The following is a 12,130-nucleotide window of genomic DNA, read 5'->3' on the forward strand; positions in this document are numbered from 1 at the left end:
ATGATTCCGGGTAATCCTGGCATAAGGCGCAGGTCATGCCTGGCTGCCACACCCGTACGCATCACTTCGAGCCGCCCGTCGCCCGAACTCCGAGACGGGGCTGACCGCGATATGACCGGCCGGTAGGGTCAGCTGCGTGCCGAAGCCGCTCAGCCTTCCCTTCGATCCCATCGCCCGAGCCGACGAACTCTGGAAGCAGCGCTGGGGTTCCGTGCCGTCCATGGCCGCGATCACCTCGATCATGCGCGCCCACCAGATCCTGCTCGCCGAGGTCGACGCGGTGGTCAAGCCGTACGGACTGACCTTCGCGCGCTATGAGGCGCTGGTGCTGCTCACCTTCTCCAAGGCGGGTGAGCTGCCGATGTCCAAGATCGGCGAGCGGCTGATGGTGCACCCGACGTCGGTGACCAACACCGTGGACCGGCTGGTGCGGTCCGGCCTGGTCGCCAAGCGGCCCAACCCGAACGACGGGCGCGGCACCCTCGCCTCGATCACCGACAAGGGGCGCGAGACCGTCGACGCCGCCACCCGCGACCTGATGGCGATGGACTTCGGGCTCGGGACGTACGACGCGGAGGAGTGCGCGGAGATCTTCGCGATGCTGCGCCCGCTGCGGGTGGCCGCGCACGACTTCGAGGAGGCTTAGCCTCAGCCCAACCCGCGCGAAGATCGCCCGTCGCGCGCGGTTACGCTCAATGCCATGAAGTCGAATGTGCTGTCCCGCTACCGGGTGATGGCGTACATCACCGCCGTCTGGCTGCTGGTCTTCACCGTGGCGATCATCGCGAAGTACGGCTTCGATGCCGGTGACACCATGGTGATCTCCCAGATCCACGGGGTGCTGTTCATTATTTACGTGATCTTCGCCTTCGACCTGGGCTCCAAGGCGAAATGGCCGTTCGGCAAGCTCCTGTGGGTGCTGGCCGCGGGGTGCATCCCCGTCGCCTCGTTCTTCGTCGAGCCGAAGATCACCCGCGAGGCCAGGGCGCTGATCACGGACAGTCCGCAGGCGGTCGCTAAGGCGTAACTCCACCGCCGCGCGAGCAACGCGCGGCGGCTGCCCATCGACATTTACTAGGACGTCCTAGTAAATTCGTGGGTATGGACGCTGACGCCATCGAAGAGGGCCGCCGCCGCTGGCAGGCCCGGTACGACTCCGCGAAGAAGCGGGACGCCGATTTCTCCACGCTCTCGGGTGATCCCGTCGAGCCGGTCTACGGGCCACGGCCGGGGGACACCTACGAGGGATTCGAGCGGATCGGCTGGCCCGGCGAGTATCCCTTCACCCGTGGGCTGTACCCGACCGGCTACCGCGGCCGCACCTGGACCATCCGCCAGTTCGCCGGGTTCGGCAACGCTGAGCAGACCAACGAGCGCTACAAGCAGATCCTCGGCAACGGCGGCGGCGGACTCTCCGTCGCCTTCGACATGCCGACGCTGATGGGCCGCGACTCCGACGACCCGCGCTCGCTCGGCGAGGTCGGGCACTGCGGGGTCGCCATCGACTCGGCCGCCGACATGGAGGTCCTGTTCCAGGACATCCCGCTCGGCGATGTCACCACCTCGATGACGATCTCCGGGCCCGCCGTACCCGTCTTCTGTATGTACCTCGTCGCCGCCGAGCGGCAGGGCATCGACCCCGGCGTACTCAACGGCACACTCCAGACCGACATCTTCAAGGAGTACATCGCCCAGAAGGAGTGGCTGTTCCAGCCCGAGCCCCATCTGCGCCTGATCGGCGACCTGATGGAGCACTGCGCCCGCGACATCCCCGCGTACAAGCCGCTCTCGGTCTCCGGCTACCACATCCGTGAGGCGGGCGCGACGGCCGCGCAGGAGCTGGCGTACACCCTCGCGGACGGCTTCGGATACGTCGAGCTCGGCCTCAGCCGCGGCATGGACGTGGACGTCTTCGCGCCCGGGCTCAGCTTCTTCTTCGACGCGCACCTCGACTTCTTCGAGGAGATCGCCAAGTTCCGTGCCGCGCGCCGGATCTGGGCCCGCTGGATGAAGGAGGTCTACGGCGCGAAGACCGACAAGGCGCAGTGGCTGCGCTTCCACACCCAGACCGCCGGTGTCTCGCTGACCGCCCAGCAGCCGTACAACAATGTCGTACGTACGGCGGTCGAGGCCCTGTCCGCGGTACTCGGCGGCACCAACTCGCTGCACACCAATGCCCTCGACGAGACCCTCGCGCTGCCGTCCGAGCAGGCCGCCGAGATCGCGCTGCGCACCCAGCAGGTGCTGATGGAGGAGACCGGCGTCGCCAACGTCGCCGACCCGCTGGGCGGCTCCTGGTACGTCGAGCAGCTCACCGACCGCATCGAGGCCGACGCGGAGAAGATCTTCGACCAGATCAAGGAGCGCGGCCTGCGGGCCCACCCGAACGGCAAGCACCCCATCGGGCCGATCACCTCCGGCATCCTGCGCGGCATCGAGGACGGCTGGTTCACCGGCGAGATCGCCGAGTCCGCCTTCCAGTACCAGCAGGCGCTGGAGAAGGGCGACAAGCGGGTCGTGGGCGTGAACGCCCACCACGGCTCGGTCACCGGTGACCTGGAGATCCTGCGGGTCAGCCACGAGGTCGAGCGCGAGCAGGTACGGGTACTCGCCGACCGTAAGAGCGGCCGGGACGACGCCAAGGTGCGCGCCGCCATCGAGGCGATGCTGGGCGCCGCACGCGACGGGTCGAACATGATCGGGCCGATGCTGGACGCGGTCCGCGCGGAGGCCAGCCTCGGCGAGATCTGCGACGCGCTGCGGGACGAGTGGGGCACGTACACGGAGCCGCCGGGCTTCTGATGTCTGTACGCGCGCCGCGCCCTGCCAGGCGACTTCTGGCGGGGCGCGGCGCGTGTGGGGTGGTCAGGGTGCGGGCCAGGGGGGTCAGCCGCTGATCGACTGGTGCAGACCGGGGACATGCAGGGTGCCGCCGAACTGCGCGGCCTGGGTCACCTTCACCTTGGTGAAGTACGCGATCGGGACGTTCAGCGGGGGCGGGTTCTCCGGGTCGAAGACGATCGGGATCAGCCCGAAGAGGTTGCCCTCCAGACGCTCCGTGTACATGATCGTCTGGCCGTCGCGGATGGTGGACGTGGAGCCCTTGGCCGCCTCGACGTGGTACCTCCTGCCGCCGGGGCCGGGCACGATCTGGTGCAGGTCGCCGATGTCCGTGCCGTTGTCGACGGTGAACTTCAGCGCCTGCTTGACGCGGCCGTCTGGGGTGCGGAGGTTGACGACGCCCTTGTAGTCGAGGCCCTTGAGGAGCAGGGAGCTCGCCTCCAGCTCCCAGGGGTCGTTGGGGATCGGGGCCGGTGGGGTCTCGTCGTCGCCCGCGACTTTCTTCTCGACGACGCAGGGGAAGGGCACCTTGCCGTCCGCGTCGGGGGCCAGGGGGTCGTCGGGGGTGGGAGTCGCGGCGGGGGTGGTCGCCTCGGGTGAGGGTTCGGGGCTGGCGTCGGCTTCGGTGTTCGTTGGGTTCTCGGCCTTGTCGGCTCTATCTGCCTTGTCCGCCGCGTCCTTGACTGTGTCCGGCGCGGTGGGCGACGGGGACTCTGTGCCGTCAGCGTCCTCCGTGTCCGTATCCGTGTCCGTATCCGTGTCTGTGTCCTGCTTGTCGTCCGGTGTGAGGAAGTCCCGGACGTCCTCACCGAACTGCTTCAGCGCGTCTCCGACACCCAGCGGGTCCAGTGGGTTCTTCGTCGCGGACGGTGAGGGGCTCGGCTCCGGCGCGGCGGGCTGCTCGTCCGACACGGACGGGGAGGGCGACGGGGTGGGCTCAGCTGCAGGGGGGCCGGAGCTGGACGCGCTCGCGGAAGGTGAGGGTGTCGGCTCCTTGGAGTCGGAGGGCTCCGGGCTCGCCGAGGCGTCGGCCTCTCCGGGTCCCTCGGTCGCGCCGTCCGCGTCCTCGGTCTCGTCCGCGTCCTCGGCGGTGTTGTCCTCGGCCTCGGTGTCCGGGGCCGTGACGCACGGGCCGTCCCGGAAAGGGTTGTCCGGCTGCGGCTTGGCTTGTGCGAGCGTCGGTGTCAGGCCCATGCCCATGAGTACGGCACTGGGCATCGCGGCGAGGGATATCGCCTTGCCCGCGGGCATCTGCAACCTCGTCAGCAGCGGCTTCCTGGGGGCTGCGTGCCGTGGCCCGGACCTGCCCCGGGGCCTGTCCGTGGCGGCGGCCCCGTCCTCAGGAGCCCGCACGTCGTCACCCAGCACTGTGCCTCCCGTTCGCTCCGCCGTTGGTCGGGCTCGCTCCCGCGCTGGCGTCCACGGCGTCCTCGGTGTCCACGGCGTCCTCGCCCGCGGCCCTCGACTTGTCCGGCACCCAGGAGATGCCCAGCGCACCACCGATCAGCGCCATCAGGTAACCGATCACGAAGCCGCCGAAGTTGGACACCACCAACGAGACCAGCGCCAGCAGAATCGCCGCGACGCCCGCGAAGACACGCGACTGCGTCTGAAACCACAAGGTCAGCCCCAGCACGACCAGCAGCACACCGATGATCAGAGATCCGGCGCCCGCCGTGGTCGACATGCTGATCGTCAACGCACCCAGCGGGATGCTGGCGTACGGGAAGTACATGATCGGGATGCCACCCAGGAGGGTCAGCAGACCGCCCCAGAACGGGCGTTGACCGCGCCACCCTCGGAACGATCGGCGCATCCGGCCGAGCTTGCCGCCCAGCCCTCCTCGCTCGTCGGCGCTCATGTCGTACAGCTCCTCGGGAAAGGCGATGGTTCTGTGTGATGTGCCGGTACGGGCACGGGAGCGCCGGTGGGCAGTGGCCTGGCCACCGACGCCCCGCACCCACAACAACCCGCACCCGGCCGGTCAGCGAGGTGCGTGCCTCAGTAGCACTCGTGCTTGCCCTTCTTGACCTTCATGCTGAGGCCGGAGAGCTTGAAGGTGCCCGCCGTGGTGGCCCACGCGCGCTGCTTGACGTCGGTGAACACCACGCTCTCCGCCTGCTGGGCGAAGGAGCCCGGGACGTACGAGCCCTGACCGTCCTTGCCCACCTTCGACGGGCCGGGGCCCTTGGTGGTGGAGTCGATCGAGACGCCGATGTCGATGTTGGTGAACGTGGCGTCGGTCGACAGGTCGTCGGCGTCGATGTAGAGCTTCTTGGCCTCGACCTTGGGGCCGCCCTTGGCACCGGCCGTGAGGTTCATCGACACATCGCCGAAGACCGGTACCGGAATCACCACGGACTGGCACAGCTCGGTGATCTTGGCCGAGTCCAGGCCGACCACGGCGACCGGCTTCTTGCCGTCCGGGGTGTTGTCCAACGCCCCGTACTGGACGAATCCCTCGCCTTCCAGCTTGGCGACGGTCAGCTTGAACTGCTGACCTGACACATTGAACGATGCCGCGAGCGCACCCTGCGAGAGGGCGACACCTATCACGGCGGTCGCCGCGACGCTCGGCACCATGACCACGGCGAACCGCTTCCATCGGGTTCCGCCACGAGCCACGGATTCCATGACTTTCCTCCTTCGCGGACGTACACCCCGGCCCTGACTGCTCCTCGGCGGCTCAGCCGGGCAGGGATGGGAGAAGTGCTACGTCCTCGGGAAGGAGAGCGCCCGTTGCGTCGGCGCGCACCGCGCCCGCGTCACCGGCGATCACTCCCGAGCGACAACCACTGGCCGCGCCTCACTGCCTTACTGCTCACTGAGGACACACGACCTGGCGGACAGGACCCCGCCGGATGGCGGCACCCCTGCCCTGATGGCCTTCGGCGCGCGCCTCAGGCCACTCGGTGGGGACCCACGACCCGTGTCCCGAACTGGCTGTCGGGCTACCGGAATGGACCGAGCGTCGCCGATCGTGGTGCATGGACGGCGCCCGCACAAGAGGGTTCGTTACTCGTGGGTAAAGGCGCGGTAACCCTGATCTCGACGCAGCGCCCAGGACTGTACTCAGGGTGGGCCGTGCGCGGGTCATTCATCCGGAAATGACGGACAGGTGCGTACGGGTGGCCGAGGGTGGGTTACTCCAAGTAACAGTGGCCGCGCTTTACCAATTTTCGGTAAAGCGCGGCCACTGGACCGGTACTTCTTCCGTACTTCGCCCCTACTTCTTACTTCTGGGTCAGACTTCTTACTTCTGGGTCAGAAGAGCGCCCTGGCAAGTGCCGAACGGGCCGCCGCCACCCGCGGGTCATCGGACCCGACCACCTCGAAGAGCTCCAGGAGCCGCACCCGCGCGGCGTCCCGGTCCTCGCCCGCGGTGCGCTTGACCGTGTCGACGAGCCGTCCGAAGGCGTCCTCCACGTGGCCGCCCACCAGATCCAGGTCCGCGGCGGTGATCTGCGCGGCGACATCGCCCGGCTTGTCCGCCGCGTCCTTGCGTACCTGTTGCGGGTTCAGACCCTCGACGCGCCGCAGGAGTTCGGCCTGGGCGAGGCCCAGCTTGGCCTCGGTGTTGCCCGGGTCGTCGCTGAGGACGTTCTTGTACGCCTGTACCGCGCCGCCGAGATCACCGGCGTCCAGCGCCTGTACGGCGGCCTCGAGCAGGGCGTCGTACGGACCGGCCGGCTCCTGGGCCGCCTCGGCGGGCGCCGGGCCCTCGGCGCTGGGCTCGACGGTGATGCCGGTGAGCCCGAAGCGCTCCTCGGCCACCTGGATCAACTGGTCGAGGGTCGCCCGGATCTGCGGCTCGGGCGTGACCCCCTGGAAGAGTGGCAGGGCCTGCCCGGCCACCACCGCGAAGACCGCCGGAATCCCCTGGATTCCGAACTGCTGCATCAGCATCTGATTGGCGTCGACGTCGACCTTCGCGAGCACGAACCGGCCGTTGTACTCGGCCGCGAGGCGCTCGAGCAGCGGGCTGAGCTGCTTGCAGGGCTCACACCACTCGGCCCAGAAGTCGATGACGACCGGCACTTCGGCGGAACGCTGCAGGACGTCGTTCTCGAATCCGGCCTCGTCTACGTCAATCACCAGGCTGGTCGGCGGTACGGCACCGCCGCCCCCCTGCCTGGCCTGTTCGGCGCGCGCCTGCTCCGCCTTCGCCTTGGCCTCTTGGGCCGCCTTCACCGCGGCGAGGTCGACGACTCCGCTCATGGACATGTTCCGTGGCTGCATGCCCCTATCCTCCCCCCTCGGCGCGCGACCGCGAAAAGCGCCTGGACATCCGGCATCGCGTCGCCATCCCGAGTGCGGGGCCGCCCTCACAGGTACGGGATGGACCGCGGCTGTCCGCAGCCTCCCGCCGGTTTGCGGGGCGTACGGACAGACCGCGATCTCTGACCTCCCCGAGAAAGCCCGGGTCGACGCTGGGTCCCCACCCTCGCGCCAGTGGTTGTCGCTCCGCCTCACGTATGAGGTTTCGCTACGGGTCGTAGCGTAACTGCATCCCCCGGCCTGCCGACAGGCCCCGGCAGTGATCTCGGCCACGGCACACGAGTAACCCGTGAGTACAGTCGAGCCCATGTCCAGCAGCCCCAGCTCCGGCCCCGGCCTCAGCCCGCGCACCGGCCGCCCCCGCCGTGCCGCCGCGGACGCCGCGATCCTGGAGGCGACCCGGGCCGCGCTCGTCGAACTGGGCTGGTCGAAGCTGACGATGGGCGATGTGGCCAGCCGCGCCAAGGTCGCCAAGACGACCCTGTACCGCCGCTGGGCGAACAAGAGCGAGCTGGTCATCGACGCGGTAGCCCTGCTCTTCGACGAGCTCGACCTCCCCGACCGGGGCAGTCTCGCCGCCGACGTGGAGGGCGTCGTCCTACGGTTCGCCGAGCTCCTCGACCGCCCGGAGACGAAGACGGCGCTGATGGCGGTGGTAGCCGAGTCCACACACGACCCCGCACTCCAGGCCCGCATCCGCACCTCCATCGTCGACCGCCAGAAGCGCCTGGTCCTGGAAGGCCGCGCCCGAGCCCAGGCCCGAGGCGAACTCCCCACGGAAACCGACCCGGCCGTGGCGGCCCGCACGTCATCCCTGATCTTCGACGTGATCGCGGGCGCGGTGGTCCACCGCACCCTGGTCTCCTCAGAACCCATCGACGAGGCCTGGGCCCACGCCTTCACCCACCTGATCCTGAACGGCCTGACGGCGGTGGCTCCGCCCATGGAACGTGGGTAATATGGGAACAGATCCCACATGACCCACGGAAGGGGGATCATGTCCGTAACCAACGTCGACCTCGACGACGACGTACTCGCCGAAGCCGCCAAACTGCTCGGCACCACCACCAAGAAGGACACCATCAACACCGCCCTCGAAGAGGTCATAAAGCGTCACAAGCGCCGCCAGGCCGCCCAGTACTTCGCCGAACGCGGCGCACGCGGCGACTTCGACCAACTGGAGAAGGACTGGCAAGCCCGTAAGGCGGCCCAGCACGGCGAAACCCCCGGCCAACAGGCCACCCCCGCCGAGGGCGCTGTGTGATCCGCTATCTGATCGACACAAGTGCCCATGTCCATCTGTCCACGCACCCCGAAGCCGTCAACCGGTGGGATGCGGAGATCGAGACCGGCGCCATCGGCATCTGCGAGGCCACCCGCGCGGAGATCCTCTATAGCGCTACCGGACCCGCCGACCGCGACGAAATCGACGAGAGGCTGTCCTCCCTCTACGGCGCCGTGCATATCCCCAAGGGCGCCTGGCGCTGGGTGAACACCACCCAATACAAACTCACTCAGAACGGCCAGCACCGCTCAGCCGGAGTCATCGACCTGATTCTGTGCGCCACCGCCGCCCACCACGGCCTGACCGTGCTACACCGCGACAACGACTTCGCCACCGTCGCCCGCATCCTGAAAGACCTCGACCAGCGGGACGTTCGGCGCCCGTAGGGCAGTACGGCTTGGTCGCGCTCGCATGCGGTGGCGGCGCGCGCTCAAGTCCCGGGAAGCTGTTGGGCCTGGGCCTTGAATCGCCGGGCCTCTTCCCGTCGGGTCACCGTCACCATGAACGCCTCCCCCCGACCCCCGTCAGCGACGGTCAGCTGGCTTGCCACGCTCCCTTGCTGGATGGAAGAGGCATCCGAAAGTCCGCACCAACCCGGCAGCGGATCACGACGCGTTCGCCTGCCGAGGCACGTCAGAAGCCGGTGGTGTCCAGGTCCACATTGAACGGGCTGGGCAGGTGGACGGGCGTACCGAAGGGGTACGGTCCCTGCGCGGTGGTGTAGCCGAGCTGGCCAGGCTCGGAGAACAGCGTGCAAGTGCCGTCCTGCCGGTCCACGAGCAGGTAGAGCGGTGCGCTGTACTGCGCGTAGCGGCGTCGCTTGACGATCCGGTCCGTCTCGCCGTTCGAGGGGGAGGTGACCTCAACGATGAGTTCGGTGTCCGAGGGCAGGAGCGCGCCCTCGGTCTTCGCCGCCTCGCTGGGCACCACGGCAAGGTCGGGCACGTAGTAGTTCGGCGTTCCGGGCAGATCGAGGTTCCCCGACCCCGCACGCATGCCAAGTTCCCGCATGCGGGGCCCGATCTGCTCGCGGATGAGGTCGGCCGCGTTCTCGTGGGCCCAGGTCGGCGTCATGATCTCGAACTGTCCTTCTACGAGCTGGACCCGAGTGCCCTCGGGCATGTGCTGTACGGCGTACTTGAGGGCGTGCTCGGGATCAACGCCGTCGTAGGAGTGCGGCTGGGCGCTCATCGGGTGTCCTCGCAGGCTATGAGGTTCAACGTCCCCCCACTGTATGACCGGAAAGGTAAGCGGCGGGCCGGGCGCGTTCTGTTGGTCCTGCTGGCCCCGACCGCCACGGCCACCGTCCTCATCCGGCGAAGAGCGCGGTGGTGTGGTTGGCGGCGCGGGGCAAACCGCTTCGTCAGTGAGCTGTGTCGCCAGGGTCTCGATCAGGGCCCGCAGGCTGCCCGGTACTCGACCGGCCTGGCCGTCTGGGCGACTGCGTACCAGGCGGAGCCGGTGAGCAGGATCGGCCTTGTGGCCGAGTGTGGGCGCGGGTGACCGTGCGCCGACCGGTCATCCGTGCCGCTTCGGGCGCAATCCCGGTGCCGTGCAGTCGGCGTGAGCGCGGTGGCTGTAGACGACCAACGGCACCCCGGTCGCCCGGTCGTGGACGGTCTTCTCGTACTTCTCGCCTGGCCTGATCGCCCGGTCGCAGCGGCAGCAGATCACGACGCGTTCGCCTCCCTCCGGGCTGTACGCCACACGTCCGCCAGGTCCTTACCGTCCGGGCACAGAACCGGGCCCGTGCGGCATGCCGGGCACTCGGATGCGTGGTTGAGCAGTGCTACGTATGCGTCGCGGTTGCGGTCGTTGTCCCACACTGGGCTCACTCCGCACCTCCTTGCCGGGGCGGGGCGAGGAAGGTCACGGAGGTGGTGAGGTTCGTGCGCTCCGCGTCCCCCGCCGTCGCACCCACGCGCGGGTGCATGCTCACCGGACGAAGCGCGGACTCTGGCTCGGGCGCGGCGCCTAGCTCGACGGGCGTAGGTTCGTCGTTCACTGGACCGCCTCCGGGCGTGTCCGCAGCGAGGATTCCGCCGAGGCGGCGAGGGCCGAGCGCAGCCCCGCCAGCAGTTCCTCACCCTCGACGCGGGCGAGCACCAGTTCTATGTCCACCTGGTGCTCGTCGAACAGGAACAGCGACAGCGGTACGCGGATCTCTCTGGTGCCGCCGTCGCTGTGTGCTGCGCCTCCTCGCTGAGGTGAGGCGTGCCATTGGGCGAGGTTGGCCATGGGAACTCCCGATGGGTAGACGGTCCGTTTCGGGAGCGTCACCGTAGGGGGTCGCCGGACGGGAAACGGGGACAGATTGTCCCCGTGACTCAAGGTGCCCCTCTACTCACCCAGTGGCGGTCACGCCGACCGCTTCAGCTAGGCGCCCGGCCTCCCCGCGCAGGGCGCGCGGCGCCTTACGCCACAGGTCCGCGGCGACCACGCGGGCCGACGGGGTGAAGGTGACGGTCTCGGCGCCGATCTCGTGGGCGAGCTTCATGACGTGCAGGGCAGCCGTGCGGTCCCCGCGCTGGAGGTGTCCGCGGGCTACCTCGACCCACAGGCGGGCGCGGCGCTCTCGGGAGGGCATCACGTCGGGGTCGATGTCGTCGGCCAGCGACAGGGCCTTACCGGAGCTACGCAGGTCGGTGGCGACGCTGACGGCGTGGAAATCGACGTTGGCGCGGCTGAACACCGTGGAGGGGTGGACGTATGCCTTCGGGAGGGACTTGGCGACTTGGTGGCCCTTGTCCCAGTAGCGCCACGCGTCGCCCTCGTGCCCTTCGCGGGCGTGGGTGACAGCGGCGTGGAGCTGGAGTGCGCCGTAGACGCCGCGCCAGTCGTCCGGGGCGCCATCGAGGTGCGGGCGGATCAGGTCCCCGGCCTCGGTGACGACGCGCAACGCCTCATCCGGGTACGAGGTCTCACGGAGGATGTTGCCCATGTTCCACGCGGCGGCGGCGATGGCGGCGGGCTGGTCGGCGTCCTGTGCTGCCGACAGGGCCCGGTCGGCTACGACCCAGGCGAGTTCGGCCGGGGCCACGTAGGCGGTGGCCTGTCCCGTGAGCCGGTAGACGTCGGAGAGCACCACCAGGGCGTCCCTGCGCTCCGTACCGCCCAGCGCGCGCACGGCGGCCTCGGCGTCGCGGATCAGGTCGGGCAGCAGCGCGCCTACCTCGGTGCGGTTGCGTGCGGAGGTGTGCCACAGCCGCCAGGTCTGGTCAGCGCGCCCCTGGAGCGCGGAAACGTTGGCAGTGCCGTCCGTGGCCGGAGTCAGGGCGCGGTTCATCACCGCGGCCCAGATGGCTGGCATGCCGGGGTGGTTGAGCCTGCCGAGCGGGACGGTAGCCGCGACGTCCGATGAGCGGCCCGTGATCGCGGACAGGTCGGAGACCTGGAGCGCGGCCGCGAGGTTGAGCAGCAGAGTGTGGGAGCGCAGCTCACGTTCCCCGGTCTCGATCTTCTTCAGCCAGTCCGGGCCGCGTCCGCACAGTCCGGCGAGGATCGGGCGGGACATGCCTCGGGACTCTCGCAGGAGTCTGATTCGTTCGCCGATGCTGAGGTCTTCGGGGATGTCCACGTGTGCCCCTCCGGTGTGGCGTTGGCCGTTTCGGCCAGCGTACGGCCGGTGTCCTGCCCTTGGGCAGCAATCGATAACGTCCCTCGTGAGGACTTGCGTTGACGCCTGCCTGAGACGCAAAAGTGGGCCGCACCCCCTCCGCCCAGGGG

14 protein-coding genes are annotated in these 12,130 nt (G+C 68.9%); 6 read left to right on the top strand and 8 right to left on the bottom strand.

Annotated features, from left to right (window positions below):
* Positions 1–136 precede the first annotated feature (136 nt).
* From GCN81_RS21065 to GCN81_RS21075, 3 genes are all read left to right on the top strand, one after another.
* A complete protein-coding gene (locus GCN81_RS21065; protein ID WP_156726161.1) occupies positions 137–646 on the top strand; it encodes a MarR family winged helix-turn-helix transcriptional regulator in 510 nt (169 codons plus the stop codon).
* A 54-nt stretch (positions 647–700) separates the two neighbouring features.
* Positions 701–1,027, top strand: coding sequence for a DUF3817 domain-containing protein (locus tag GCN81_RS21070; RefSeq protein WP_156726162.1), 327 nt, complete (start codon positions 701–703; stop codon positions 1,025–1,027).
* Positions 1,028–1,101: 74 nt separating this feature from the next.
* A complete protein-coding gene (locus tag GCN81_RS21075) occupies positions 1,102–2,802 on the top strand; it encodes an acyl-CoA mutase large subunit family protein (protein ID WP_156726163.1) in 1,701 nt (566 codons plus the stop codon).
* A gap of 84 nt (positions 2,803–2,886) precedes the next feature.
* Here GCN81_RS21075 and GCN81_RS21080 read toward each other — a convergent pair whose 3' ends face one another.
* The 4 genes from GCN81_RS21080 to GCN81_RS21095 all read right to left on the bottom strand — a co-directional run bounded on the left by GCN81_RS21080 (position 2,887) and on the right by GCN81_RS21095 (position 7,080).
* Complete coding sequence (locus GCN81_RS21080) at positions 2,887–4,092, bottom strand: hypothetical protein (RefSeq protein WP_231626872.1); 1,206 nt, start codon at positions 4,090–4,092, stop codon at positions 2,887–2,889.
* A 106-nt stretch (positions 4,093–4,198) separates the two neighbouring features.
* Positions 4,199–4,702 carry a DUF6114 domain-containing protein gene (locus GCN81_RS21085; protein WP_156726164.1) on the bottom strand — a complete coding sequence of 168 codons (504 nt, stop codon included), beginning with the start codon at positions 4,700–4,702 and terminating at the stop codon, positions 4,199–4,201.
* Between the two features lie 140 nt (positions 4,703–4,842).
* Positions 4,843–5,475 (bottom strand): DUF6230 family protein, encoded by a 633-nt coding sequence (locus tag GCN81_RS21090; RefSeq protein ID WP_156726165.1) that lies wholly within the window; start codon positions 5,473–5,475, stop codon positions 4,843–4,845.
* A 630-nt stretch (positions 5,476–6,105) separates the two neighbouring features.
* Complete coding sequence (locus GCN81_RS21095) at positions 6,106–7,080, bottom strand: tetratricopeptide repeat protein (protein WP_156726166.1); 975 nt, start codon at positions 7,078–7,080, stop codon at positions 6,106–6,108.
* Between the two features lie 346 nt (positions 7,081–7,426).
* Between GCN81_RS21095 and GCN81_RS21100 the strand changes: the two genes are divergently transcribed.
* Genes GCN81_RS21100 through GCN81_RS21110 form a run of 3 tightly spaced genes read left to right on the top strand, consistent with a single transcriptional unit; the run spans position 7,427 to position 8,790 of the window.
* Positions 7,427–8,077: a TetR/AcrR family transcriptional regulator gene (locus GCN81_RS21100; RefSeq protein ID WP_156726167.1), complete on the top strand. Its 651-nt coding sequence runs from the start codon at positions 7,427–7,429 to the stop codon at positions 8,075–8,077.
* A 39-nt stretch (positions 8,078–8,116) separates the two neighbouring features.
* A complete protein-coding gene (locus GCN81_RS21105; RefSeq protein WP_156726168.1) occupies positions 8,117–8,383 on the top strand; it encodes a type II toxin-antitoxin system VapB family antitoxin in 267 nt (88 codons plus the stop codon).
* Complete coding sequence (locus GCN81_RS21110) at positions 8,380–8,790, top strand: PIN domain nuclease (RefSeq protein WP_156726169.1); 411 nt, start codon at positions 8,380–8,382, stop codon at positions 8,788–8,790. Before GCN81_RS21105 ends, GCN81_RS21110 begins: the two co-directional genes overlap by 4 nt.
* 247 nt (positions 8,791–9,037) lie before the next feature.
* Here the strand turns inward: GCN81_RS21110 and GCN81_RS21115 are convergent, their stop codons facing one another.
* From GCN81_RS21115 to GCN81_RS21130, 4 genes are all read right to left on the bottom strand, one after another.
* Positions 9,038–9,595 carry a Uma2 family endonuclease gene (locus tag GCN81_RS21115; RefSeq protein WP_156726170.1) on the bottom strand — a complete coding sequence of 186 codons (558 nt, stop codon included), beginning with the start codon at positions 9,593–9,595 and terminating at the stop codon, positions 9,038–9,040.
* 327 nt (positions 9,596–9,922) lie between these two features.
* The gene (locus tag GCN81_RS21120; RefSeq protein WP_156726171.1) at positions 9,923–10,111 is read right to left on the bottom strand and encodes a hypothetical protein; all 189 of its coding nucleotides are present in this window, start codon (positions 10,109–10,111) and stop codon (positions 9,923–9,925) included.
* 294 nt (positions 10,112–10,405) lie between these two features.
* Complete coding sequence (locus tag GCN81_RS21125) at positions 10,406–10,642, bottom strand: hypothetical protein (protein WP_156726172.1); 237 nt, start codon at positions 10,640–10,642, stop codon at positions 10,406–10,408.
* 106 nt (positions 10,643–10,748) lie between these two features.
* A complete protein-coding gene (locus GCN81_RS21130) occupies positions 10,749–11,981 on the bottom strand; it encodes a helix-turn-helix domain-containing protein (RefSeq protein ID WP_267904597.1) in 1,233 nt (410 codons plus the stop codon).
* Between the last annotated feature and the right edge of the window lie 149 nt (positions 11,982–12,130).

Origin of the sequence: Streptomyces apocyni (assembly GCF_009739465.1) — a bacterium.
Taxonomy (GTDB): Bacteria; Actinomycetota; Actinomycetes; order Streptomycetales; family Streptomycetaceae; genus Streptomyces; species Streptomyces apocyni.

Bases quoted from the DNA above. Each gene is read 5' to 3' on its own strand.
- GCN81_RS21070 (WP_156726162.1), top strand. From the start codon at position 701: ATGAAGTCGAATGTGCTGTCCCGCTACCGGGTGATGGCGTACATCACC.
- GCN81_RS21075 (WP_156726163.1), top strand. From the start codon at position 1,102: ATGGACGCTGACGCCATCGAAGAGGGCCGCCGCCGCTGGCAGGCCCGG.
- GCN81_RS21080 (WP_231626872.1), bottom strand. From the start codon at position 4,092: ATGCCCGCGGGCAAGGCGATATCCCTCGCCGCGATGCCCAGTGCCGTA.
- GCN81_RS21085 (WP_156726164.1), bottom strand. From the start codon at position 4,702: ATGAGCGCCGACGAGCGAGGAGGGCTGGGCGGCAAGCTCGGCCGGATG.
- GCN81_RS21090 (WP_156726165.1), bottom strand. From the start codon at position 5,475: ATGGAATCCGTGGCTCGTGGCGGAACCCGATGGAAGCGGTTCGCCGTG.
- GCN81_RS21095 (WP_156726166.1), bottom strand. From the start codon at position 7,080: ATGCAGCCACGGAACATGTCCATGAGCGGAGTCGTCGACCTCGCCGCG.
- GCN81_RS21100 (WP_156726167.1), top strand. From the start codon at position 7,427: ATGTCCAGCAGCCCCAGCTCCGGCCCCGGCCTCAGCCCGCGCACCGGC.
- GCN81_RS21105 (WP_156726168.1), top strand. From the start codon at position 8,117: ATGTCCGTAACCAACGTCGACCTCGACGACGACGTACTCGCCGAAGCC.
- GCN81_RS21115 (WP_156726170.1), bottom strand. From the start codon at position 9,595: ATGAGCGCCCAGCCGCACTCCTACGACGGCGTTGATCCCGAGCACGCC.
- GCN81_RS21125 (WP_156726172.1), bottom strand. From the start codon at position 10,642: ATGGCCAACCTCGCCCAATGGCACGCCTCACCTCAGCGAGGAGGCGCA.